We start from the raw sequence: 22,732 nt of genomic DNA, 5'->3' as shown, positions 1-22,732 counted from the left end.
GTCAGCGTCTCCCCATGGCAAGACGTTCCTGCAGCGCTGTCAGCATCACCGCCAGCACCAGGATCGCGCCGTAGGCGATCTGCAGCACGAAGGTCGAGACGTTGAACGTCGTCAGCACGCTCTGCAGCAGGAAGATGTCGATGGCGCCGATGGCGGCACCCGCCACGCCACCACGGCCGCCGGCCAGGCTGACGCCGCCGAGCGCTACGGCGGCGATGGCGATCAGCGTGTAGGTCGGCCCTATGTTGGGGTCGGCGGAGCCGATCAGCGCGGTCAGCATCAGCCCGGCGCATCCGCCGAGGATGCCGGTCATGACATAGGCGATGAAGCGCACGCGCGTGACATCGACACCGGCGGTGTAGGCGGCGCGGTCGTCGCTGCCGACCGCCATAAGCTGGTCGTAGTATGGTGTGCGCCGCACCAGCCACCAGGCAATGAACATCAGTGCCAGCGGCAGCATCGACAGCGGGCCGGACAGCGCCTTGAGCCAGGCCGGCGCTGGGCCGATCGGCGCCGGCAGGATTGTCAGCGTCACGCCGGTCAGGATCAGATAGGTGCCGAGCGTGGCGACGATCGGCTGAATGCGCACGATTGTCGCCAGGAAGCCGTTCGCCGCGCCCACCAGCGCGCCGACGAGCAACGCCGCCGGAACGAGCACCAAGGGCGACGAGATGCCGGTGCCGAGGAACAGCACCTGGATCGTCAAAGCGTTGACAAAGCCCATCAATGGCCCGACCGAGATGTCGATTCCGCCACGCCCGGCGAGGATGACAGGCGTTGAGGCGATGGCAGCACCGATCAAGGGCGCCGCCAATCCGACCAGCGCCCCCCAGGAACCCGGCTGGAACCGTCCCGGGCTGAGGATGAGATTGACCGCAAGCAGCACGACCAGCAGCACGACGGCGAAGCCGAAATTTCGTCCAAGGGACAGGAGGCGCGCAACAGGGCTCATGCCGCACGTCCGAACATGGCTGATATCACGCCGTCGGTGGTGAGCGCGTTGCCGGCGATCTCGGCCGCGACTTCATTCTCACGGAACACCAGCACGCGCTGGCACAGGAGAAGAATCTCCTCGATTTCGCTGGACAGGATGACGAGCCCCATGCCGTCGGCCGCCAGCCCGCGAAACACGTCGTAGAGAACATGCCGCGTCGCCACGTCGACGCCACGCGTCGGATCGTTGAGGAGCAGGATCGCGGGCTCCAGCGCCAAGGCCCGCGCCAGCAGCACCTTCTGCTGGTTGCCGCCCGACAAAGTGGTGATCGGCGCATCGGGCCGGGGTGCGGCGATTGACAGTTTTTCGCGGTAGATGTCGTAGCGCGCCTTGCGCGCCGCCGGGCTGATCAGGCCGAGCCGTGTGTCGCGCGACAGAGTCGAAACGGCGAAGTTGTCGAGCACCGACTGCGTCGGGAAAATGCCGTTGGCGCGTCGGTCGCGCGGCAAATAGGCGATGCCGCTGGCGACAGCCTTGCGAAACCCGGTGATCTTGCGGGACGCATCCGATGCACCGAGTTCGATCGAGCCGCCATGCGGCGGTTCCAGGCCAGCAAGCATCTTGAGAAACAGCTCCTGGCCATGACCATCGAGGCCGGCAAGCCCGACGATCTCACCCGGAGCGATTGCCTGCGTGATCGGGCTGGCGCCGGGCGCGATGACGAGTTCGCGAACGGCAAGACCACCAAATTCGAGAGCGGTGCGATCAGCCATGCGCAAGCTCCGCGGCGGTACGTGGCGCCATTGTCTTGAGAAGCTCAGCCGGCGTCGAAGCGCCGCGCTCTTCGGTGCGCACCACGCTGCCGCCCCGCAGGATCGAGATGCGATCCGAAAGCGACATCACCTCGTCCATGCGGTGGGTGATGAACAGGATCAGGCAGCCCTCGCCGGCAAGCGCACGCATCAACGAAAAAACGGATTCGCGATCGGCGAAGTCGAGCGCGGCGGTGACCTCGTCGAGGATCAGGATCTTTGGGTTGCGCACGATCGCGCGAGCAAGGACGACCAATTGCTGCGCGGCGAGCGGCAGCAGGCCGGCTGGCATGTCGAGAGGGACGTCGGTGACCGCGAAGCGCTTAAGCGCAGCTTTCGCCCGGTCACGGCGCTCGTTGCGGGGCACAGCGCGCCGGACCAGCCCGTCGAGGCCGAGCAGGATGTTGTCGGTCACGCTGCGATCCGGCGCGATCAGCACCTCCTGGAACACCGTGGCGAAGCCTTGCGCCTGGAAGGCCGAGGGGTTGGCGCCCGAGAACGGCTTGCCGTGCAGGAGGATCGCGCCGCTGTCCGGCTGGACGATGCCGGACAACAGCTTGACCATCGTGCTCTTGCCCGAACCGTTCTCGCCCAGGATGGTGTGGATGGTTCCCGCCCGAAACGCGATCGATGCGTCCGCGAGCGCGATCGTCTCGCCATAGCGTTTGGATATGGTTTTGACTTCAAGCATGTCGCATTTCGATGCTGGCAGGCCGGCTCCCCGAAAGGAGCCGGCCTGTTGAGAGATTAGCAGGCGTCACTTTGCACAGGCATCGGGCACCTTCGAATAGTCCCAGCCCTTGGTTGGCGCCGGGTTCGAGAAATAGGCGTCGAGCCATTCCTCCGGCATCGGATCTTTCGGCGGGATCGGGAAGATAGACACGGCGTCCGTCGTCATGCAGTCCTTGTACCAGGCACCGAGATCGGCGGTGTGGACAGGCGGGATCGGGATCAGCAGCGTGTTCAGCTTCGGCTTCTGCCCGTCGAGCATGCGCTCGCCGACGCGGAACAGCGTCTGCGCGGTCCAGTGCGGCAGCACCGCATGGCCTTCGAAGCGGTACTTGTCGGGGTTGGCCTTCCAGTAGCCCAGCGCATCGCCGGTGATCGAGCCGGTGATCAATGGTGCGGGCCGGCCGGCTTCTGCGAAGGCTTCGGCGACGACGCGGCTTTCGCTGCCTGTCGTCCACACTGCATCGATCGGCGCCGGGTTGGTGGCGATCGCCTGCAGCACCACGGTCTTGGTGACGTTGGCTGTCCAGTTGCCATTGACATTGCGCGAGATCTTCAGCTTCGGATTTCAGTCAGCGCCTTGTCCGCGCCCTGGCGCTCCTGCACCACGATCGGGTGTCCGGCGATGCCTTCGACCAGAAGGATGCTGGCGCCGTCCGGCTGCGCCTTGCCGATCGCCGCCATCATGTCGTAGCCCCAGCGCGCATAGTTGGAGTCGACATTGATGGCGTTCGGGCTGGTCACCGAACCGGCAGCGGTGATGAACGGAATGCCGGCTTTGGCGGCAGCGTCGATCGCATCATCGAGTGCCGTCGCCGAGCCCGGGATCGAGGTGATGATCGAGCACTTCTTGTCGATGAAGGCGCGGATCTGGTTGATCTGCTGGCTGGCGTCGTTGTTGGAATCAGACACCTCGAAGCTGGACACCGTTCCGTCGGCGATCAGCCCGTCGACGAGACGCTTCAATTCCTTGGTCACCGTGACCCGCCACGGATTGCCCTGGTAGGATTCCGAGTGGCACCATTTCCACGGTTTCGGCGGCGCTGTGAAATTGTCCAAGGCCGAAGGCAGCACCTTCTGCGGCGCGCCGTCATATTGCGCCTTGAGTTCGGTCGGCAGCCCGCCGATGACGCCTTGCACATCCTGCGCAAAGGCGGTCGTTGCAAGCGAGGCAAGCGCGGTTGCGGCCAGCAGGCCGCGGATCATTCCTGTCATCTCGTTCTCCTCCGTTCGGTTTGGTTCAGGCTCCTCCACCGGCAGCGCCGGACACCTGCACCGGGGAACTCTCCCGAAACAGGCGATTGAGATCGGCAACGACCTGTCGGGCTTGATGCCGGGAGGTCATGCCGGAAAGGATGCGTTCGGATGCTGCTTGCTGGAAAGTCATGTAGCCGTCGTGGCGCGGCCGCACCCATGCACCCTCCAGCGTCGCGCGCGTATCCCGATAGAAGTCGCCGGTCGCTTCATTGACAGCCTGGTCCTCCCAGGCCGCTGCATGGCCGGGCTGTCCGCCGGCGGCGGCGTAGGCACCCCGCTGGACATCGCCGCTTGCGATCCAGTAGGCGAAATCGATAGCGGCATTCCTGGCCTTGGAAAAGGCTGATACGGCTATGCCGGTGCCGCCAAGTGCCGAACCGATCGGACCACTGGAGCCGATGACGGGGATATCCGCAAAGGCCAGCCGGTGCGTTCGAAACCCAGCTATCGCATAGGAGACATAGCCGTAGATCAACGGCGCGCAGACGATCCGGGAATCGGCCTCCGTCATACGCTCCGAGACGGCAATAGGATCCATCTCGAAACACGCCGGATCGACAAGCGCGGCAATCTCGCGCATCGCCTCGAAGACTTTGCTACCGGCGTCGATATCGATGAGATCGTGGGATGGATCGGTGGTGCAGGGATGCCCGAGATTGCCGGCAAGCGTGTAGAACACCATCAGCACGTGAGGCGGGCGCAACGGCAGCAGCACACGGCCTTGCCGGGCAAGGTCGAGCACCTCGCTCCAGCGTGCCGGCGGCGCCGCGATCGCGTCCGGCCGCCATGCCTGGACTTGGGCCGCCGCATCGATCGGGAAGGCCCATTGGCGCCCATGCCAGTTGTAGCTCGGATAGGACTGGCCAACGCTGCCCGAGGCAAGGGCTGCACGATCTGCCTCGCGGCCGGCGACATCCAGCGGCTCGAGGCAGCGCTCAGCCGTAATCTGGCCGACATGCGGGTGGTCGATGACGATCAAATCGTAGGCGCGCGCCAGTTCCTCGACCGGGAAGGATTCGAAATCCTGCAGCGAGCGCTTGTCCCATTCGATGGCAATGCCGGTCTTCAGGTTCCATAGCGACGAGCAGGCGACCATCGGATCGTAGCCGCGCGGATGGCTCCAGGTCATGCCCTTGAGTTTGGGCACGCTCACAGGCCGAACTCCTCGCGGATTGCAGCACTGTGCTCGCCGATGCGGGGCGCTGCCCGATCGACCTTGGCCCTGATGCCATCGACCCGGAGCGGCGAACTGGTGGTGAGGATCGAGACGTCGTCCTCGCGTGTCACCCTCTGCAGCATGTCGAGCGACTGGAAGCCCTCGCTCGCCAGCATCTCGGGCCAGGTCAGCACCCTGGCGCACCAGATGTCGGCTGGCTCCAGAATGGCCAGCCACTCGTCGATGGTCTTGGTGGCGATCCTCTGCGCGATGATCGCCTTGATGTCGTCGCGCGCGGTGAACCACGATGCCGGCTTGTCGCGGTAAGGCGCCAATTCGCTAAGCGACAAGAGGTCGGCCAGCTTGGGGATAGGCGTCATGGCGATGGCGAGGTAGCCGTCTTTCGCCGGATAGACGCCATAAGGCGCTGAGAGATAGGCATGCGCACTGCGGAAGCTGGAGCGCCTGGGCAGCCGGCGGCCGTCATTGAGATGCGTGGTCAGCACCTCGAACTGGAAGTCGACCAGTGCCTCCAGCAGGCTGGTTTCGATATGGCTGCCCTGGCCGGTGATGCCGCGACGCACCAGTGCGGCCAGTATGCCTTGCGCGCAGGCGGCACCGGCCAGCATGTCGCCGATGGCAAGACCGAACGGTACCGGCCCCTGGTCCTCGTCGCCATTCAGCCACATCACGCCGGAACGCGCCTGCGCCAGCAGGTCCTGGCCCGGTCTCTTGACCCATGGTCCGTCTTCGCCATAGCCGCTGATCGAGGCATAGACCAGCCGCGGATTGATCTTGCGGACCGCCTCATAGTCCAAGCCGAGCCGCTCGATGACGCCCGGCCGGAAATTCTGGATCAGCACATCGGCCTTGGCCAGAAGGCCGCGCAACGCCTCGAGATCGGCCTCGTTCTTGAGGTCGATGGCAAGACTTTCCTTGGCCCGGTTGATGGCATGGAAGATGGTGGAATCGCCGCCGATCTCGGTGTCGCTGAGATAGAGCCGGCGCGACAGGTCGCCGCCATCCGGACGCTCGATCTTGATGACGCGGGCGCCGAGATCGAGCAGCCTGAGTGAGCAATAGGGCCCGGACAGGAACTGGCTCATGTCGACGACGACGAGACCGGCGAGCGGCAATTCGGCTGCTGCCGGCATGCTATTTCTCCGTCTTGCCGACGAAGTCGGCCGGGTTGCGGTACTTCACCGTCTGCAGATGCTCGCAATAGAGAACCAACTCGCCTTCGCCCTTGAACACCTCATAGCTGGCGCGGATCAGCCCCATTTCCTTGTAGCGGGGCTTCTTGTCGAGGTTGGAGCGGATCGAATAGATCGTGTCGCCAATGAAGACGGGTTTTATGAAGCGGAGCTTGTCGTAGCCATAAGAGAAGGCATTGACGCAGTTGGTGGCGACCAGCCCCAGGCCAGCCGAAAAGACAAAGGCGCCGGCGATCAGCCGCTTGCCGAAAATGCCTTCGTTCTCGGCAAACATCTGGTCCTGCACATAGGGGTGGATGTCGAGCACCAGCGTGTTGAACAAATGGCTGTCGCCTTCGGCCATTGTGCGCCGCAACGAGCGGATCTTCTGGCCGACGGGCCAGTCCTCGTAGAACCAGTTCTCGGCATTCCACACCGGCAGCGCGGCGTGATCTCCGGGCATGTTCTTGGGATGCGTCGAGGCGACGCCGACGGTAGGTGCGAAATCGTTCATGGTCGGCACCGCCAGACCTGCATGGGGCACGTCACAGCTATCGGAAAACGCATCAAGGCGTCGAAATACAAGACGTCTCCTCCCGTCAATCTTCTTTTGTAAATAGTATTTTCACATATGGGGTTGCGTTGCAAGCGTGAACAGGCGAAATTTTGGCTGCTCCCGCGCGCCAAAGCGCAGGCGGGTAGGGGAGGAAATCATGCGCGAGAATTGTCTGGTCTTGGTCGGCAGCCTGAACCGCGAGGCGCCGTATTTTCAGGGCGCTCGGGGCGTCGGCCTCAGCGTCTACAGCTTTGACGAGACGACGCTGGAAACACGAAAACTGGCCGAGACCAACGACGTCGACAATCCGACCTTCCTCTCGGTGACGCCGGACGGCTCGCGGATCTACGCCAACTCGGAAGTGTTCACCTGGCGCGAGGGCACCGTCTCAGCTTACAGCTTCGATCGAGCTTCGGGGACGCTCATTTATCTGAACAAGCAACCGTCGCTCGGTAGCATAGCCGCCCACAACACCATCACCCGCGACGGGACAAAACTGCTGGTCGCCAATTACGGCATGGGCGAGGGCGGCCCGGATCGTGCGGTGGCTGTCTATGGCTTCGAAGAGAACGGCGCCTTGTCGGCGCCGCTTGCCAGCGTTTCGCATGAGGGCAGCGGCCCGAATGTGGCGCGGCAGGAACGCTCGCATGCGCACAGCGTCACCGAAACCATCGGCGGGGGAACAGCCATCGTCGCCGACCTCGGCATCGACCGGCTGGTGTCTTACCGGATCGAGCGCGAGGGCAATCTGGCCAAGCTAACCGAATCCGCTTTGCCATCCGGCGCCGGTCCACGCCACCTCGCACTGCATCCGAACGGACGCTTCGTCTTCGTCATGAACGAACTGGGCTCGACCATCGTGTCGATGACGCTGGACGAAGCCACCGGCAAGCTCTCGATCATCGACGCAAAGCCGGCGGTGCCGGCCGAGGCACGCGACAGCAACCACTGCGCCGATATCCAGATCTCACCGGATGGCCGTTTTGTCTACGGCTCCAACCGCGGCCATGACAGCGTCGTCATCATGGCGGTCGACCAGCAGACAGGGTCGCTCAGCCTCGTCGGCTATATCCCTTGCGGCGGCGCGACCCCGCGTAACCTGGCGCTGACGCCGTCAGGCGGCCATCTGTTTTCCGCCAACCAGAATGGCGACCGCATTTCGATCTTCGCCCGCGACGCCGACAGCGGCATACTGACCGACACCGGGCGCGCCATCGAGATCGGCACGCCGATGTGCGTCAAGATCGTGCGCTGAACGCCCACAACTGCGAAACCTCGGAAAAAATCGCCCGAGGCTCAAGCCTGTTGTATTGCCGAGAGCTTCCAGTTCGATCCATTCTCACGCACGAAAGTCCACAGCTCGGTCGTCTCTGTCGGATGACCATCGTCGCCCGCGACGATTTTGCCGCTGGCCCGTTCGCGCGTCACGTCACGAGATTCGTAGCGCAAGGCGGCCGTGGCGTAGTCGCGCTCATCCTCGCGCCAGCTTTCCGCGATGTCGGCCTGCAGCAAGGTGATATCAGTCACTTCGTTCCTGAGACCTTTCTGGGCATTGTCGGCCAACTCTTCCGACAGATAGGATACCATTTCGGGTGTAACCGCCCGGCGCAGAGCGACATGGTCTTCGCGCCCGAATGCTTCCTGGACATCGGTCAGCAGCTGCTGGAATGCGTCGAGATCCGTCTGGGCCAGCGTGATCTCCTCGGAGGCGGCGGCCGGAGAGCCTCCACCTGAACCGCCGCCGAAACCGGGAATTGTGAAGGAGCCTGCAGTCTGCTGCCCTGCCGTTGAGCGGTTCTCAAATCGCGAAGCCTGGGCATTGCCGGCACCGGCGAGCGCCGGCGCGGGGCCGCGCGCGGATTGCGAGCGGAAGAACCTGATGGCCAGCATGATCGCGCCACCGATCAGCAAGGCCTGAAGCAGGAAACCGAACATGCCGGCCAGGCCGCCGAAGCCCTGACCCAGAAGCAGGCCGAACAGGCCGCCGAGCAACAGGCCGCGCATCATCGTTCCACCGAAACCGCTCATGAAGCCGGGCCTCTGCAGGCCGGCCTGCGGCTGCCGGGCCGCGTTGTTCACACCGGTGTTGGGCGTCATCGACCGCTCGACCGGAGCGGCCGGTGCTGGGGCCGTCCTGGTCGGCGGTGCCGATTGGAACGTACGCATGCCACGACTGCCGAAACTGCCGCCACGACGGGCCTCGGCATGGTCCATCGCAACCATGGAGAATGCAAGGAACAGTCCTGCAAAGAGGGCTGCAAATCGGCTGGTGCGGGAAATCATCGGAGATGAACCTTTGTCGATGTGGTTTCGGAAGTTTCAGCAAGCGCCGGCCTGGATGTCGGGCGTCATGCGGTCAGTCGAACAACTCTTCGAAGAATGATTTCTTCCGCTTGGGATAGCGGTGACCGTGCGAGCGGGAATAATCGTCATCGCGGCTCTGGCCATGTTGTGGCTGGGAGAATGCTGCCGGCTGTGGCTGCGGCGCGGGCGCCGCTTCCCTGCCGGAACGCTCGATGATCTTGTCGAGTTCTCCTCGATCAAGCCAGACGCCGCGGCACTGCGGACAGTAATCGATTTCGATACCCTGGCGTTCGCTCATCACGAGCGCGACGCGGCAGGAGGGGCAAACCATACCGAGGAGGGAAGTAGATGTCATACGGGGCTCCAAACCGAAAGGAATGAGCCCGCTTGACCGAAAGAATGGAAACGGGCCCGTTAAAGCGGTCCGACATCACAATCGCCAAAAGCGACAGTCAGAGGGGCCCGGCCCGCACCGAACAGTTAGGGATGCAAAGCCGCGGCTTCAAGGTCGATATTGCCCTGCAAGAATGATTTGTTCGCCAGCGTTGCTCAGGCAGTCACCACGATTCAAATCGTCACCACGATCTCAGATCGTCACTACGATCTTGCCGAACTGCTCGTTCGACTCCAGGTAGCGGTGCGCCTCGACGATTTGGTCGAACGCGAAGGTCCTGTCGATGATCGGCCTCAGCGTTCCGTGCTCCAGACCTTCGACGATAAACGCCTTGGCGGCCCCGAGTTTCACAGGGTTGCCGGTGATCTCGTGGACGAGGTAGCCGCGCAGTGTCAGCGTCTTGCTCAGCACCGCTGGCAGAGGGAATGGCGCCGGTTCGCGGCTGAGACCGCCATATTCGATGAGGATGCCGCCACGCGACATGGCCGCTGTGAGTGGCTCGAAGATCGGGCCGCCGACCGCGTCGAACACGACGCGCACGCCTTCAGGCCCTGCGATCTCATTCAGCCGTGCCGCCAAATCCTCCTCGGCCAAGGTGACGACTTCAGCCGCGCCGGCGTCGAGCAGGGCCTGCCTCTTCGCCGATGTCCGCGTCACCGCAATCGCTGTTGCACCGACCCTGTTGGCGATCTGGATTGCCGCAAGCCCGACGCTGCTCGAGGCTGCGGTGATCACCACGTGGTCTCCGCTGTGCAGCCCGGCGATATCGATCAGCGCGCCATAGGCGGTGAGATACTGCATCCAGACGGCCGCTGCCGTCTGCCAGTCGAGCGACGGCGGATGCTTGACGACAAGTCCGGCGGGGTAGGTGGCAAACTCGCCATAGGCCGGCCAGCGGATCATCGATTGCGGCGGGATGACACTGACGCTGTCGCCCGGCGCGAAATCCCTCACACCGTCGCCAATAGCCTCGATGACGCCCGCTGCCTCAAGGCCAAGCCCCGAGGGGAGCGTCGGCGTCTCGATATAGGAAGCCGCGCGCAGCAGCGCTTCGGCGCGATTGAGGCCGAGTGCCTTGACCCGGATTTGAACTTCGCCCGAACCCGGTGGGGAAAGCGCGACATCCTCGATGCGCAGAACCTCGGGACCACCATGCTGGTGAAAGCGAACTACGCGTGTCATTCGGGATACTCCAAATCATCAGAACCGAATGAGCTATGCAGCCGGTCTTGCTGGGGATAAATGGCTGTAAGAGAAGAACAGTAGAAACCAGGAGTTCCGAATATGGATCGGCTTGAGAGCATGGCCGTGTTCGTCAAGGCGGTCGATCTCGGCTCGTTCGCGGCCGCGGCGGTCGCGCTCGACCTCTCCGGACCGATGGTAGGCAAGCATGTCCGGTTTATCGAGGAGCGGCTGGGCGTGCGGCTGCTCAACCGGACCACGCGACGGCAGAGCCTGACCGACTTCGGCCGCGCTTACTATGAACGCTGTCGGGTGGTGCTGGCCGAGGCCGAAGCCGCCGATGCGCTCGCCGCCGAACAGTTTTCGGAGCCACGTGGAAAACTGCGGGTCACCATGCCGGCGCATTTCGGGCGCCATTGCGTGACCCCCGTGTTGCTAAAGCTGGCCCATCAATATCCGATGCTGGAACTCGACCTGTCGCTCACCGACCGCTTGGCGGATCTTGCCGAGGACGGCTACGATCTCGCAATCCGCACCGGCACTCTTGACGACAAGGTGGGGGTGATTGCGCGTCGCGTCGCGCGTCAGGGCATGGTCGTCTGCGCGGCACCCTCTTATCTCAGAATTCATGGCGAGCCGCAGCGGATCGAGGATCTCGCCGACCATCAGGCGATTGTCTACCGCCGGCTCGGCCAGGTCGTTCAGCCGTGGTTGTTTGTGCGCGAGGGGCAACCCACGCTCGAGATCACGCCAACCGGACGGCTGCGGCTCGACGATCTCGATGCCATCGCTGACGCGGCCGCCGACGGCATTGGGCTGGCCTGGCTGCCCTGGTGGCTGGTGCGCGACCGCATTCAGGCCGGCGCGCTGATGGCGCTGTTGCCGGACCAGCCGCGATATCTCTACGACTGCCACGCGCTTTGGCTGCAGACACCGCATCTGCCGCTGAAGGTGCGGCTGGCCGTCGATGCGCTGGCCGTCGCCTTGCCGAAATCGATGGCCTGATTGCCAATCGCCGCCGCTCAGTTGAGATCGCGCCGATACTCCTTGACCTCGCTGCGGTCGACGATCCGCTCGTCTCCGTCATGGGCAGTGATGTGGGTCTCGATCCGCCAGACGTCGCGCAGCGCGCGCACCGTCGCCGTCACTGAAAGGCGCGCCTGCCAGTCGCCGCGGCCATAGGATTTTTCCCAGGTGCAGGTGCCGACCGCCGAGGTCGGGTCGTCGGGGTGAATGGAGAACCGGTCGACATGCTTCGCTGAAAGGACGATTCCCGTATGCGGGTGCCGCACCGTGCCGCCATCATTGACGACTTGGTAGACGGTCTCGCCAGTGACCTGGTCTGTCGAAACCGAGCGCTGAAAGCCGTCCCCTTTGGTCAGAACCTCCTGCTCCATCGGCGCGGCGCTTTCCGGAGTCAGGAAGGCCCCCAGCGTGTCGTCCAGCTTCTGCGGCGCGCGCACCGGCAGGATCAGCCGGCTATCGCCGCAATGGATCGACAGCGTCGCCTGCTCGGCGGTCGGAAAGACGATCGGCCAATGCGATGTCGCCAGTGCCAGCCGGATACGCTCGCCAGCCTCGAAACGCTGCCCGCAACAGCGCAGTTTGATGCGGACGGTCTCCGCCCGGCCCGGCACCATGGGTACGATGTCCAGATCATCGTTGCGATGGCTCAGATTGAGGATGCCGTAGCTGATGCGCGAGGCAGCACCTTCCGGGAACACTTCCGACAGCGTGGCGGACAGAAGCGCAACCGGCTTGTCGGAGGAGAGCTTGACCTCGAATTCGGGAAAACCGAGGATCTCGACCGCTTCGGTCAACGGCGCCGTCTCGAAGATCAGGGCATTGCCTTCTTCCGTGCGTTGGTCGACCGGCAAGGTCGGCATGACGCCATAACCGCACCAGGCGCCGGACGACAGGCCGGCCGTCTGCGGCGATGAAATCTCCAGGATCGTGTCTTCGCCCCTGGCCTCGCTCAGCACATGCGGCGCAAGGTTCAGCACCTTTTCGCCGATTCCCGGCCCCGGCCATGCCGGCTCCGCGACCCAGCGGCCGGGTCGCTCGTCATAGATCGCTGCCGGCCGTGCGGGATCTTGAATCCAGGCGCGCAGCATCGGCTCGTCGGCAATGCCGGTGTTTATGCCCTTGAGATATTGATCCCACCAGCGCAGGCACTCCTGCAGGAAGCCGATGCGCGGTCCCGGCATGGCGAAGTGCGGATATTTATGGCCCCAGGGTCCAATCAGCCCTTTACGGGGACCGCTTAGCTTTTCCAGCATCCGGAAGATCGGATTGGGATAACCGTCGGCCCAGCCGCCGACGGCGTAGACCGGGATTTCGACATCGGAATATTCCTCGCAGATCGAACCGTGCTTGTAGAAATCGTCGCGGCGCTGGTGTTCAAACCAGTCCTGCATCCAGATGCCATTGCCATTCAGCCGTTGTTTCCAAAGATCGCGCCAGCGGTCGCCGACAATGAGCGGGTCGGGCGGGGTCATGGCGATGGCCCAGGCGGTGGTTCCCCACATCAGATTGTCGCACATCATCGCGCCGCCGAGATAATGCACGTCGTCGTTATAGCGGTCGTCGGTCGAGCACAGCGAAACGACGGCTTTCAGCGCCGGCGGCCGGCGGGCCGCGACCTGCAGCCCGTTGAAGCCGCCCCAGCTGATGCCGATCATGCCGACGCTTCCCGAGCACCAGGATTGCCTCGCCAGCCATTCGATGACCACCAGGCAGTCATCCTGCTCCTGCTTCAGATACTCACCCTTGCACAGCCCTTCGCTGTCGCCCGAGCCGCGCATGTCGACCCGCACGCCGGCATAGCCGTGACCGGCGAAATAGGGATGCGTCAGCGCATCGCGCTCCACCGTTCCGTCACGCTTGCGATAGGGCAAATATTCGAGGATCGCCGGCACGGGATCGCTCTCCGCGTCTTCCGGCAGCCAGACACGCGCCGCCAGCTTGACGCCATCCGGCATCGGAATCCACAAATTCTCGATCTCGCGGATTTTGCGCGGGAAATCGGTGACGACGCGGATATCTTGCATGGCGGCTCCTCTCAACGCCCCGGCCGACACTTGCGCCGGTGGCGATCCTTATGTGTTCAGCGGGAAATGGCAGGTCAGACGACTGTCGCCGACCGAGGCCGGGACGGGGACATCCAGCGCGCAACGGCCCTCGGCCTGCGGGCAGCGTGTGTGAAACTCGCAGCCTGAGGGGCGCGCCAGCAAGGACGGAACGTCAGCCGGCAGCGTGATGCGCTGATGCACCCTGTCGGGATCAGGCTCGGGATTGGCGGAGAGAAGGGCCGCCGTATAGGGATGATGCGGGGCGCGGAAGATCGCTTCGGTTTCGCCCTGCTCGACGAAGCGCCCGAGATACATCACCGCCATGCGGTCGGCGATCTGGCGCACGACATGCAGATTGTGGGTGATGATCAGCATCGACAGGCCCATGCGGTCGCGCAGGTCGTTGAGCAGGTTCAGCACCTCTCCCTGCACGGAGACGTCGAGGCCGGCGGTCGGCTCGTCGGCGACGACCAGCACCGGGTCCAGCGCAATCGCCCGCGCTACGCCGACGCGGCGCGCCTGGCCGCCAGATAGCTGGTGCGGGTAGCGGTCGGCGAAATCGCGCGGCAGCCCGACCAGCGCAAGAAGCCGTGTGACTTCAGCGTTGAGATCGCGATCCGACAAACCGTGGATGACGAAAGGCTCCGACAGCAGCGAGCGCACGCTGAGCCGCGGCGACAGCGATCCGACCGGATCCTGGAACATCATCGGCATGCGCCGCCGCACCGGTTTCATCGCGGCGTTGGACAGGCCTTGCAGTTCCTGTCCTTCGAACACGATCGTGCCTGCTTTCACCGGCTGAAGACCGTTGAGGGTGCGCGCCAGCGTCGTCTTGCCCGAGCCGGATTCGCCGACCAGCGCGAAGGTGCTGCCTCGTTGAAGCGTGAAGCTGACGCCGGAGATCGCTTCGATTTCGGTGGCCCGCCCCGCGAGCCTGGCGGACAGGCCGCCAACCCGGAACGAGACGCGCAGGTCGCTGACACGGAGCAGGTCTTCGTTCATGCGCTCATGGCCCCCAGTGGAACGTCCGAGTGCCAGCAATGGGCGATATGAGATCCGCCGACAGGGGCGCTGGGAGGCGTCGTCAGGCATTGGGCGTCGGCGCGATCGCAGCGCGGCTGGAAGACGCAGCCGCTTGGTCGGCGGCGCAGGTCCGGCAAGGTCCCGGCAATCGTCGGCAGCCGGGACACACGCTGCGACAGCCGGGCGGGATCGCAGGCCAGCAGCTTCTGCGTGTAGGGATGGCGGGCGTCGTGGAAGATCTCGCGGGTCGTGCCGCTTTCCACCACCTCGCCGGCATACATCACGATCATCTCGTCGCAGAGTTCGGCGATCACGCCCAGATGATGCGAGATGAACAGCACCGAGCAGCCGATGTCGCGCTGCAGATCCTTGAGCAGTTCGATGGTGGCCACCTCCAGCGTCGCATCGAGCGCCGTGGTCGGCTCGTCGGCGATCAGCAGCGCTGGCTCCATCATCAGCGCCATGGCGATGGCGATGCGCTGCTTCATGCCGCCGGAGAATTCGTGCGGAAACTGCGTCAGCCGGCTTTCCGGATCGGGAATGCGAACCTTGCGCAGCATGGCGACCGAGCGCGCATCCTTGTCCCGCTTCGACAGACCCGAGCGATACTGGATGTCGCGCATCTGCCGCCCCACCGACAGCACCGGGTTGAGCGCACCCATCGGGTCCTGGAAAACGGTGGCGATCCTTTGCCCGCGCAGGCCGCGCATCGCGGTGGGGTCGAGCCGGGCAAGGTTCTTGTCGCCCTCGAAGATGATCTCGCCCGATAATATCTCGCCATTGTCGGCGAGCAGGCCGAGAATGGCGTTGATGAGCGTCGACTTCCCGCAGCCGGATTCGCCGACCACGCCAACGCTGCGGTTGGCCGGCACGGAAAAACTCACCTGCTTCAGCGCCTCCAGTCGCCCACTCTCGGTGTGGAAGGCGACGCTCAGATCCTTGATCGCGAGAACCGTCATGACCGCCCCTTCAGCCGGGGATCGAAGAGGTCGCGCAGCGTCTCGCCGAAGAAGGTGAAGCCGAGTGTGGTCAGCACGATGGGCAGGCCGCCGGCAATCACGATCCAGTAGGAATCGCGGATGTTGGCAAAGCCGTCATTGAGGATCGCGCCCCAGCTCGGCGTTGGCGGCCGCACGCCGAGCCCGAGGAAGCTCATGCCGGCCTCGATCGCCACCACCACGGGAATGTCCATCGATATCAGGATCAGGATCGGGCCGATGATGTTGGGCAGGATATGGACGCGCAGGATACGGCCGGCACTGGCGCCCATCGAGCGCGCCGCCATGACATGTTCGGCCGACTTCAGCACCAGCGTCTGCGTCCTGATGATGCGGGCATAGCCCGGCACATTGACCAGCATCACCACCAGCACCACCGCATAGAGCGAGGGGCCGAACAGGGTGACCAGCGTCAGCGCCAGCATGACGGTGGGAAAGCTCTTCACGGCGTCGAAGATCAGCAGCAGCACATTGTCGAGCCAGCGCGGCCCATAGCCGGCGATCAGCCCGAGCACCACGCCGACGACCAGCGACACCGCTGTCGCGCCCAGCGCGATCAAGAGCGCGACGCGCCCGCCATAGAGCACCCGGGTCAGAAGATCACGGCCGAGGTGGTCGGTGCCGAGCAGATGCAGCAGGCTCGGCGAAGCGAAGCGTTCGGCCGGCGATATCTTGCTCGGCGCATAGCTGGTCAGCGCGCTGGCAAACACCGCCGACAGCACCACCAGCGTCACCAGCGTCAGGCCGACGGCGCCGAGCGGCTCGCGCATGATGCCGCGCACGGTGCGCCACAATCCGGACAACCGGCTGCCGCCGGAAGACAGCTCAGTTGAAACTTGATCTGACACGGGGATCCAATACACCGACCAGAATGTCGGCCGCTACGTTGACGAGGACGAAGAAGACCGTGGTGACCAGCACGGCTCCGGAGACGATGGGGTAGTTGCGCACCGAGATCGCCTCATAGACCAGCTTGCCGATGCCGGGGCGGGCGAAGACGATTTCGGCGAAAACGGAAGACGACAGCATGTGGCCGATACCGACGCCGAGCAGGGTGATCGTTGGCAGCACGGCAATGCGCAGCGCGTAGGTGTAGACGATCCGGTGCTCTGTCAGGCCGAAGGCGCGCGCCGTGCGGATATGGCTGGCCTCCAGCGTCTCCAGCATCGAGGCGCGCACCATGCGCGAGATGTAGCCGATCCAGCCAAGTCCGACCGCCAGCGACGGCAGGATGAGGTGCTGGAGCCGGCTGGCGAGGTCGCCCGGTTCGCCGGCGCCGATCGCCGGCAGCCATTGCAGTGCGACCGCGAACACCAGCAGCGAATAGATGGCGACGACGAAGGACGGCACGGCGATCATCGCCACCGAAAGAACCCCGATCACCTGATCGACAAAGCCGCCTCGGCGCACCGCGGCGATACAGCCAAGCGGGATGCCAAGCGCCACCGACCAGGTGATGCCGCCGACCACCAGCGCCAGCGTGAACGGAAGCTGCTCCATCACCACGTCCAGCACCGGCCGGTTCGACAGAACCTCGGTGCCCAGGTCACCGCGCAGGACCGATCCGTAGAAGTGCAGGAACTGCCGCCACACCGGCTGGTCGAGGCCCATGCGCACGCGCAGCGCCTCCATCATCTCCGGCGTCGCGCGTGGCCCCAGCGCGACGGAGGCCGGGTCGCCGGGAATGAGGTAGACCATGGCGAACATCATCATCATAGCGACGCTGATGATGATGGCGCCAAGCCACACACGCTTGAGGGCATAGCGGATCATTTTCGGTACCTGTCGGACGGTCTTTGGCGGGGACGAGCCCCGCCCGCCGACATCATGCCGGTTTGAAGTCGGTGAACACGGGCTCGCCGTTCGGCTTCAGGCCGGCCACAAGCGTGTCTCGATTCATGATGCCGGTGACCTCATGGGTCAGGAAAACGTAGTTGCCGTTCTCCTCCATCAGGTCCTGCAGCTTCTTGTAGATGACATCACGTTTCGCCGGGTCGAGCTCGACCATGCCTTCGGCATTGAGCTTGTCGAATTCCTCGCTGGAAAACCGCTCCCAGTTCCAGACGCCGATCTGGTCGCGGGTGAACCAGGCAGTCGCCCAGCTCGGATCCGGCTGCATGGAGAAGCGGCTGATGATCATCTGCAGCTTCTTCCAGTAGTCGCCTTCCTTGGCGCCAAGCGTCCAGAAGGTGCCGCTGTCGTTCTGCTTGATCTCCACATTGAGGCCGACATCCTGCAGGTTCGACTGCACGACCTGCGCCGCGGTCAGGCGCTCGGTCTTGTTGAGGATGTCGAGCGTGATCGTCGTGCCGGCCAATCCTTCCTTGGTGATCATGTCGCGGGCGCGGTCCGGGTCGAAATCGAAAAGGTTCTTCTCGCGATGGCCGGGCAGGCCGGGCGCGATGATGCCGGTGGCGGTTGCGGCGGCGCCGAAATAGGCAGCATCGACCACCGCCTTGCGGTCCACGGCGTACTGAACCGCGCGGCGCATGTTGGGATTGTTGAAGGGAGCGACATCCTGGTTCATGCCGAGCCAGACAAAGGCCAGCGAAGGCTTCTCCACCACGGTCGTCTTCGGCGGCGGCGTCTGCTTCAGGCGCGAGATCGAGGAGACCGCGGTCCAGGTGTAGTCGAGGTCGCCGGCCTCATAGCCGAGTTCGGCGGTCTTCTCGTCCTCGATCGGATGAATGTGGATTTCCGCGAAGGCACCTTGCTCGTACTTCCAGTCGGGATTGCGGACCAGCACCGTGCGCTGCTTGGGCAGCCATTCCTTCAGGATGTAGGGGCCTGACTGAGCCACCGGCTTGACGCCCATCTTGCCACCGAGCTCGGTGATGGCGCGCTTTGACAGGATGGTGCCGGACGGCGTCGGCAAGGTCGACGTCCACAGCGGCGCGAAGGCTTGTTTCAGGTGGATCAGCCCCGACAGCTTGTCCTTGACCTCGACTTCCTTGAGCGTTGCCCAGTCGCCGGAATAGGGGCTCTTGTTGGCTGGGTCGGCGATGCGTTCGATCGAAAACTTGACGTCTTCGGCCGTCATCTGGCCGTAGCCATCGGTGAAGCCGATATTGTCGCGCAGCTGGAAGGCGACGGTCAGCGGATCGAGCTGCTTGATCGTTTCCGCCGCCATCGGCCGCCAGCCCCAGCTGTCGCCCGGCGTGGTGACGACGAGGCCGGCGAAGATGACGCTGGTGATGTCGCCTTCAGGCGCCGCCAGCCGGAAGCAAGGGTCGAGCGTCTGGATGTCGGCGTAGGAGCGCACCTTGAGGATCGGCCCGTCGCTCGACCAGGAAACTTTTGGATTGACCATTGAGGCGAGGCCGAAAGCGCCGGCTCCGGCGAGCAGGCTGCGGCGCGAAACCCTGGTGTCGGCTAGAATGGACATGCTCTACCCTCAGCTGTTTTCGTTGTCTTGTTTTCAGGCCGCAGGCCATTCTCCAAGCCGGGCCGAATGTGTCGGTCCGCTAAAACTGCTAATAATAGACATCTATGTCTAGCGAAAATTTTGCCGGCACGTCCGAATCTTGGATACGGACGATCTTGCGGAAAATCTCGACATCTGTTCCGACCGCCGCCGGCGCGTCGACTTGGGCAAGTCACGGGCGGAATGTGATCGCGCAGACGATATGGCCTGGCCCGCCATTCGGTGGGGCCTGGATCAAGAGCTGTAGCGGAGATAGGCCTCTCCGCCGCCGCTCACTTCCAGATTTCAGCCGCCAGGCGCATGAAATTGCCGCCCAGGACATTGCGCACGGTCTGCTCGGACTGGCCGCGGCGCAGAAGAACCTCGGTCAGTTCGCGCATCTGACCTGGAGCCGCGTAGGTCGTCGCCCCCTCCGGATATTCGCTCTTGGGCCAGAATTGCGGATTGTCGGAAATGATGCGGTCGATGCCTTTGACATCAACCGGAAAGGCGTAGTCCAGTCCGATGCCGACATGATTTGGGCCAGCCAGGTCGACGAGATATTCGATGTGGTCAGCCAGCCTGTCCGAGTCCGTGCGTCCCTCTCCCAGGAAACGATTGAGCCCGACGATCGCGACGATGCCGCCGGTGCGCGCGCAGGCCTTGATCTGCTCGTCGGTGATATTGCGGCCATGGCCGCACAAGGCCTTGGCGTTGGAGTGCGAGAAGATGACCGGCCGGTTGGAGTATTCCATCACCTCCATCGAGGTGCGATAGCCGGTATGGGTGACGTCGACGAACATGCCGAGACGGTTCATCTCGTCGATGACCTCGCGGCCGAACGCCGTCAGGCTGGTCTCGACATCGTGGCAACCGCCGCCGGCCAGATTGTTCCTGTTGTACGCAAACAGGATCTGGCGGACGCCCAGACGGTGATAGAACTCCACCATCTCGACGCGGCCGTCGAGCGCGTTCATGCCCTCGATGTCGAAGGTGATCGCCAGTTTGCCTTCAAGCTTGGCCTTGCGGATTTCCGCGACGGAGGAGACCAGCGTGTAGTGCTCGGGATTGGCAAGGATCCAGTGGCGGAAATTTGCGAGCGTCCGCACGGTCTGCTCCCAGGGCAACAGGTCGAAGCCGACATCGATCGACAGATAGTCGATACCGGCGTCGCGCCAGATCTGCAGATTGTTCAGGTCCGCCGCCGGGTCCGGCATGAAGCCGGAATGCGCGTCCCATATGATTTCACTGTCGAAAATGGCCTGGGCGGCTGTCGAAACGCTCACTTTTTCCTCGCTCTCTCGGCGACACAACACAACGGAAAGCCGGATCAAGCGGCGTTCCGGACGTGTGATCCAGATGCAGTGCGCATCAAGTATCAGGCCACAGACACATGTGTCTAGACAGTCCGGGACGAGCCTGTATGGTCGCCGTCGCTGTATGTCGCTCCGACCGGAACATCGGCAAAAGGGAGAACAAAGATGAGTTCAAACGGAAGCCATGGCGGCAGCGATAGCAGGCATATCGCGGTGATTGGCGGCGGCATCATCGGCTGCAGCGCGGCTTTCCATCTGCTGCGGTCCGGCGTGCGCCGGGTGACGGTCATCGATGCCGGCCAGCCGGGTGCCGCAACCACAAGCGCCGGTGCTGGCTTCGTCTCCCATTGGTCCGCCGGCATGATCCCGCTCGGTGAAGAGGGCTTTCAGCTGCAGCAATATGGCCTCGATTTCTATCGCAGGCTGCACGAGGTCGGCGCCGAGATTGGTTATCGGCCGAACGGCACCTTGATCATGGCGCTGACCGAGGACGGGCGCGAACGCTTCGTCCGCCCGGTGCTGGATTCTCCCTATGCGCCGCCGGAAATGCAGGACCTGGATGCCGTGCAGATCGGGCAGAAGATGCAGGGTCTCATCGATCCGGCCCGGGTCCATTCGGCGGCCTACAATCCGCATGGCATCCAGCTCGACACCAAGCTGGCGATGGGGGTGCTGACCGGCCAGATCAGCGAGCTCGGCGGCGTCTTCCGCAGCAACACACGCGTGACTGCCGTCCATGATGCCGGCGACCGGGTGACGATCGAGACCGACCAGGGCGGTCTTGAGGCTGATGGCGTGATTGTTGCCGCCGGCGCCTGGAACAACCAGGTCCTGTCAGGCCTTGGCTGGCAGTTGCCGCTGCTGCGCGTCGTTGCAACGCGCATCGTCACCGACGACCGTAGGCTGCCATCGACCATTCCCACCGTCCAGTGCCGCGAATTGCGGCTGTGGCTGCGCGAGACATTCGGCGCCGTCATGTGGGGAACCGGCCGGCACTACAAACCTCTCTACAAGACGAACGACAGCGAAATCGAACCCGGCCAGCCGCACAATATCGGGCTGATGCAGGAAACCTCCGAGCAGGAGCTTGCCGAGTTGCAGACGGTGTTCCCGCCGCTGCGCGGTTCGACGATCGCGAGCTGGGCGCAAGGCGTGCCGTGCTACACGCCCGACAACGGCCTTATCGTCGGCAAGGTCCCCGGCAGCGACAATATCGTGGTCGTCGGTGGCGACAATGAGAGCGGCGTCACCCATGGGCCGGGTCTTGGCCGGCTCTCTTGCGAACTGGTTCTCGGGCAGACCCCGTTCGTTTCCGCCGAGCGGTTCCGTGTCGACCGCTACGCATCCGATGCTTTCAAGTCGGAAGCTGAAATCGAAGCCGCCATGCCGGTCTGGGGCGCGCGTCACGAGGCGTCGCGGTTTGGTCGCGAGGCCTGATCGTCAGCTGCCCCCGGCGCTTGCCTGCAAGCTGTCGCCGACGCTGCCGAGCAGCGCCTGCGCCACCGCCCTGACAACCGGGCCGGCGTTCTTCCTCATGACGATGTGGAAGGAGCCGGCGTGGCGCCGCGAGGTCTTGGTCAGCCGGACGAGCTGGCCGCGGCGCAGATGCTCGTCCGCAAATCCCGCCCAGGCGAGCGCCGCGCCGCGCCCGGCGATGGTTTCGTGTATCATCGACATGTAGCCGGTGAACCGAGGTCCATCGAGTTTCCGGTCGGTTCCGACCCACGATTGCCAACTGTCGATCGCGGCCGGCGGCGTCACCTGATGCAGCAGCGGCACTGCCAGGAAAGCCTCAGGCTCTTCCGAGGCGAGCGCCGGATAACGCGCCAGGAACGCGGGCGCGCAAACCGGGAACCACTCACCCTCGAGCAGTTTTTCGGTCACGAATTCGGGCCATTGCCCGGCTTCGCCGAAACGGATCGACAATGCCACTTCAGGCTGGTCGAAATCCCTGTAGTCGGTGGATGTCTGCAGCAGCACCCGGCCATCGGCAACCTGCGATGTGATGAGGCCGAAGCGCGGCATCAGCCATGCCTGCGCGAAGTCGTGGCTGCAGCCGACCACGAATGTATCGCTGTCGTGCGCGGTCAAATCCTCGACCGCTTGCCTGATGGTGCCGAGACCCTCGCGGATCGCTTCGGCCAGCGTGTTGCCGGCCCCGGTGACGGCGACGCGGTTGCCTCTGCGCGTGAACAGCTCGACCGACAGCTGGCGCTCGAGATTGGCGACATGCCTGCTGACCGCCGATTGTGCGATGTTGAGCTCCTGTGCGGCCAGCGTCAGCCCGCCATGCCTGGCGGCAGCCTCGAAGACGACCATGGCGTTCAGCAGGGGAAGCGATGTCTTGAGGGTTTTCACAATCCAAACCTGCTTTCATGCCTTTTCGATATAAAGGTCTATCATT

At 63.9% G+C, this 22,732-nt stretch carries 22 protein-coding genes; 3 read left to right on the top strand and 19 right to left on the bottom strand.

The features are described 5' to 3' along the window. Position 1: 1 nt before the first annotated feature. The 8 genes from M729_RS0131360 to M729_RS0131330 form a co-directional block, all read right to left on the bottom strand. Positions 2 to 952, bottom strand: a complete 951-nt coding sequence (locus M729_RS0131360; protein ID WP_027163923.1) for an ABC transporter permease — start codon at positions 950 to 952, stop codon at positions 2 to 4. Further along, the gene (locus tag M729_RS0131355) at positions 949 to 1,707 is read right to left on the bottom strand and encodes an ATP-binding cassette domain-containing protein (protein WP_013533019.1); all 759 of its coding nucleotides are present in this window, start codon (positions 1,705 to 1,707) and stop codon (positions 949 to 951) included. Before M729_RS0131355 ends, M729_RS0131360 begins: the two co-directional genes overlap by 4 nt. After that, complete coding sequence (locus tag M729_RS0131350) at positions 1,700 to 2,437, bottom strand: ATP-binding cassette domain-containing protein (RefSeq protein ID WP_013533018.1); 738 nt, start codon at positions 2,435 to 2,437, stop codon at positions 1,700 to 1,702. The genes M729_RS0131355 and M729_RS0131350 overlap by 8 nt, the downstream gene beginning before the upstream one ends. Before the next feature lie 66 nt (positions 2,438 to 2,503). Then, positions 2,504 to 2,977 (bottom strand): hypothetical protein, encoded by a 474-nt coding sequence (locus M729_RS1000000139595; RefSeq protein ID WP_245267673.1) that lies wholly within the window; start codon positions 2,975 to 2,977, stop codon positions 2,504 to 2,506. A gap of 53 nt (positions 2,978 to 3,030) precedes the next feature. Then, positions 3,031 to 3,690, bottom strand: a complete 660-nt coding sequence (locus M729_RS1000000139590) for a substrate-binding domain-containing protein (protein ID WP_245267672.1) — start codon at positions 3,688 to 3,690, stop codon at positions 3,031 to 3,033. Between the two features lie 25 nt (positions 3,691 to 3,715). Further along, positions 3,716 to 4,885, bottom strand: a complete 1,170-nt coding sequence (locus M729_RS0131340; protein ID WP_027163922.1) for an extracellular solute-binding protein — start codon at positions 4,883 to 4,885, stop codon at positions 3,716 to 3,718. Further along, positions 4,882 to 6,042, bottom strand: a complete 1,161-nt coding sequence (locus M729_RS0131335) for a CaiB/BaiF CoA-transferase family protein (RefSeq protein WP_027163921.1) — start codon at positions 6,040 to 6,042, stop codon at positions 4,882 to 4,884. Before M729_RS0131335 ends, M729_RS0131340 begins: the two co-directional genes overlap by 4 nt. A gap of 1 nt (position 6,043) precedes the next feature. After that, positions 6,044 to 6,595, bottom strand: a complete 552-nt coding sequence (locus tag M729_RS0131330; RefSeq protein WP_013533014.1) for a MaoC family dehydratase — start codon at positions 6,593 to 6,595, stop codon at positions 6,044 to 6,046. A gap of 199 nt (positions 6,596 to 6,794) precedes the next feature. On the opposite strand from M729_RS0131330, the gene M729_RS0131325 reads away from it, so the two are divergent. Beyond that, a complete protein-coding gene (locus M729_RS0131325) occupies positions 6,795 to 7,892 on the top strand; it encodes a lactonase family protein (protein ID WP_027163920.1) in 1,098 nt (365 codons plus the stop codon). A 41-nt stretch (positions 7,893 to 7,933) separates the two neighbouring features. Here M729_RS0131325 and M729_RS0131320 read toward each other — a convergent pair whose 3' ends face one another. From M729_RS0131320 to M729_RS0131305, 3 genes are all read right to left on the bottom strand, one after another. Further along, positions 7,934 to 8,920: a Tim44 domain-containing protein gene (locus M729_RS0131320; RefSeq protein WP_027163919.1), complete on the bottom strand. Its 987-nt coding sequence runs from the start codon at positions 8,918 to 8,920 to the stop codon at positions 7,934 to 7,936. A gap of 73 nt (positions 8,921 to 8,993) precedes the next feature. After that, positions 8,994 to 9,296, bottom strand: a complete 303-nt coding sequence (locus M729_RS0131315) for a zf-TFIIB domain-containing protein (protein ID WP_024502504.1) — start codon at positions 9,294 to 9,296, stop codon at positions 8,994 to 8,996. A gap of 231 nt (positions 9,297 to 9,527) precedes the next feature. Beyond that, positions 9,528 to 10,517, bottom strand: a complete 990-nt coding sequence (locus M729_RS0131305) for a zinc-dependent alcohol dehydrogenase family protein (RefSeq protein WP_027163918.1) — start codon at positions 10,515 to 10,517, stop codon at positions 9,528 to 9,530. A gap of 102 nt (positions 10,518 to 10,619) precedes the next feature. On the opposite strand from M729_RS0131305, the gene M729_RS0131300 reads away from it, so the two are divergent. Continuing rightward, a complete protein-coding gene (locus tag M729_RS0131300; RefSeq protein WP_027163917.1) occupies positions 10,620 to 11,522 on the top strand; it encodes a LysR family transcriptional regulator in 903 nt (300 codons plus the stop codon). A gap of 17 nt (positions 11,523 to 11,539) precedes the next feature. Here the strand turns inward: M729_RS0131300 and M729_RS0131295 are convergent, their stop codons facing one another. From M729_RS0131295 to M729_RS0131260, 7 genes are all read right to left on the bottom strand, one after another. Further along, positions 11,540 to 13,567 carry a CocE/NonD family hydrolase gene (locus M729_RS0131295; protein ID WP_027163916.1) on the bottom strand — a complete coding sequence of 676 codons (2,028 nt, stop codon included), beginning with the start codon at positions 13,565 to 13,567 and terminating at the stop codon, positions 11,540 to 11,542. Between the two features lie 48 nt (positions 13,568 to 13,615). After that, entirely contained in the window at positions 13,616 to 14,590 is a 975-nt protein-coding gene (locus M729_RS0131290) for an ABC transporter ATP-binding protein (RefSeq protein ID WP_027163915.1), read from the bottom strand. After that, the gene (locus tag M729_RS01000000136285; protein WP_032809696.1) at positions 14,587 to 15,570 is read right to left on the bottom strand and encodes an ABC transporter ATP-binding protein; all 984 of its coding nucleotides are present in this window, start codon (positions 15,568 to 15,570) and stop codon (positions 14,587 to 14,589) included. The genes M729_RS0131290 and M729_RS01000000136285 overlap by 4 nt, the downstream gene beginning before the upstream one ends. Then, positions 15,567 to 16,412 carry an ABC transporter permease gene (locus M729_RS0131280; protein ID WP_082826413.1) on the bottom strand — a complete coding sequence of 282 codons (846 nt, stop codon included), beginning with the start codon at positions 16,410 to 16,412 and terminating at the stop codon, positions 15,567 to 15,569. Before M729_RS0131280 ends, M729_RS01000000136285 begins: the two co-directional genes overlap by 4 nt. 22 nt (positions 16,413 to 16,434) lie before the next feature. Further along, complete coding sequence (locus tag M729_RS0131275) at positions 16,435 to 17,382, bottom strand: ABC transporter permease (protein WP_027163913.1); 948 nt, start codon at positions 17,380 to 17,382, stop codon at positions 16,435 to 16,437. 52 nt (positions 17,383 to 17,434) lie between these two features. Continuing rightward, a complete protein-coding gene (locus tag M729_RS0131270) occupies positions 17,435 to 18,994 on the bottom strand; it encodes an ABC transporter substrate-binding protein (RefSeq protein ID WP_024502512.1) in 1,560 nt (519 codons plus the stop codon). Between the two features lie 311 nt (positions 18,995 to 19,305). Beyond that, positions 19,306 to 20,298: a membrane dipeptidase gene (locus tag M729_RS0131260; RefSeq protein WP_084652775.1), complete on the bottom strand. Its 993-nt coding sequence runs from the start codon at positions 20,296 to 20,298 to the stop codon at positions 19,306 to 19,308. Positions 20,299 to 20,493: 195 nt separating this feature from the next. On the opposite strand from M729_RS0131260, the gene M729_RS0131255 reads away from it, so the two are divergent. Beyond that, positions 20,494 to 21,765 carry an FAD-binding oxidoreductase gene (locus tag M729_RS0131255; RefSeq protein ID WP_027163911.1) on the top strand — a complete coding sequence of 424 codons (1,272 nt, stop codon included), beginning with the start codon at positions 20,494 to 20,496 and terminating at the stop codon, positions 21,763 to 21,765. Positions 21,766 to 21,768: 3 nt separating this feature from the next. On the opposite strand, the gene M729_RS01000000136280 is transcribed toward M729_RS0131255, so the two are convergent. Then, entirely contained in the window at positions 21,769 to 22,686 is a 918-nt protein-coding gene (locus M729_RS01000000136280) for a LysR family transcriptional regulator (RefSeq protein ID WP_084652774.1), read from the bottom strand. Positions 22,687 to 22,732 lie beyond the last annotated feature (46 nt).

The organism is Mesorhizobium sp. WSM1293, assembly GCF_000513875.1.
GTDB classification, from domain to species: Bacteria; Pseudomonadota; Alphaproteobacteria; order Rhizobiales; family Rhizobiaceae; genus Mesorhizobium; species Mesorhizobium ciceri.
The sequence above is the reverse complement of the archived record's forward strand: the minus strand, read 5'-3'. Positions and strand labels throughout refer to the sequence as shown.

Bases quoted from the DNA above. Each gene is read 5' to 3' on its own strand.
- M729_RS0131330 (WP_013533014.1), bottom strand. From the start codon at position 6,595: ATGAACGATTTCGCACCTACCGTCGGCGTCGCCTCGACGCATCCCAAG.
- M729_RS0131360 (WP_027163923.1), bottom strand. From the start codon at position 952: ATGAGCCCTGTTGCGCGCCTCCTGTCCCTTGGACGAAATTTCGGCTTC.
- M729_RS0131290 (WP_027163915.1), bottom strand. From the start codon at position 14,590: ATGAACGAAGACCTGCTCCGTGTCAGCGACCTGCGCGTCTCGTTCCGG.
- M729_RS0131300 (WP_027163917.1), top strand. From the start codon at position 10,620: ATGGATCGGCTTGAGAGCATGGCCGTGTTCGTCAAGGCGGTCGATCTC.
- M729_RS0131275 (WP_027163913.1), bottom strand. From the start codon at position 17,382: ATGATCCGCTATGCCCTCAAGCGTGTGTGGCTTGGCGCCATCATCATC.
- M729_RS0131255 (WP_027163911.1), top strand. From the start codon at position 20,494: ATGAGTTCAAACGGAAGCCATGGCGGCAGCGATAGCAGGCATATCGCG.
- M729_RS0131315 (WP_024502504.1), bottom strand. From the start codon at position 9,296: ATGACATCTACTTCCCTCCTCGGTATGGTTTGCCCCTCCTGCCGCGTC.
- M729_RS01000000136285 (WP_032809696.1), bottom strand. From the start codon at position 15,570: ATGACGGTTCTCGCGATCAAGGATCTGAGCGTCGCCTTCCACACCGAG.
- M729_RS0131270 (WP_024502512.1), bottom strand. From the start codon at position 18,994: ATGTCCATTCTAGCCGACACCAGGGTTTCGCGCCGCAGCCTGCTCGCC.
- M729_RS0131335 (WP_027163921.1), bottom strand. From the start codon at position 6,042: ATGCCGGCAGCAGCCGAATTGCCGCTCGCCGGTCTCGTCGTCGTCGAC.
- M729_RS0131320 (WP_027163919.1), bottom strand. From the start codon at position 8,920: ATGATTTCCCGCACCAGCCGATTTGCAGCCCTCTTTGCAGGACTGTTC.
- M729_RS0131350 (WP_013533018.1), bottom strand. From the start codon at position 2,437: ATGCTTGAAGTCAAAACCATATCCAAACGCTATGGCGAGACGATCGCG.
- M729_RS0131295 (WP_027163916.1), bottom strand. From the start codon at position 13,567: ATGCAAGATATCCGCGTCGTCACCGATTTCCCGCGCAAAATCCGCGAG.
- M729_RS1000000139590 (WP_245267672.1), bottom strand. From the start codon at position 3,690: ATGACAGGAATGATCCGCGGCCTGCTGGCCGCAACCGCGCTTGCCTCG.
- M729_RS0131325 (WP_027163920.1), top strand. From the start codon at position 6,795: ATGCGCGAGAATTGTCTGGTCTTGGTCGGCAGCCTGAACCGCGAGGCG.
- M729_RS0131305 (WP_027163918.1), bottom strand. From the start codon at position 10,517: ATGACACGCGTAGTTCGCTTTCACCAGCATGGTGGTCCCGAGGTTCTG.
- M729_RS0131355 (WP_013533019.1), bottom strand. From the start codon at position 1,707: ATGGCTGATCGCACCGCTCTCGAATTTGGTGGTCTTGCCGTTCGCGAA.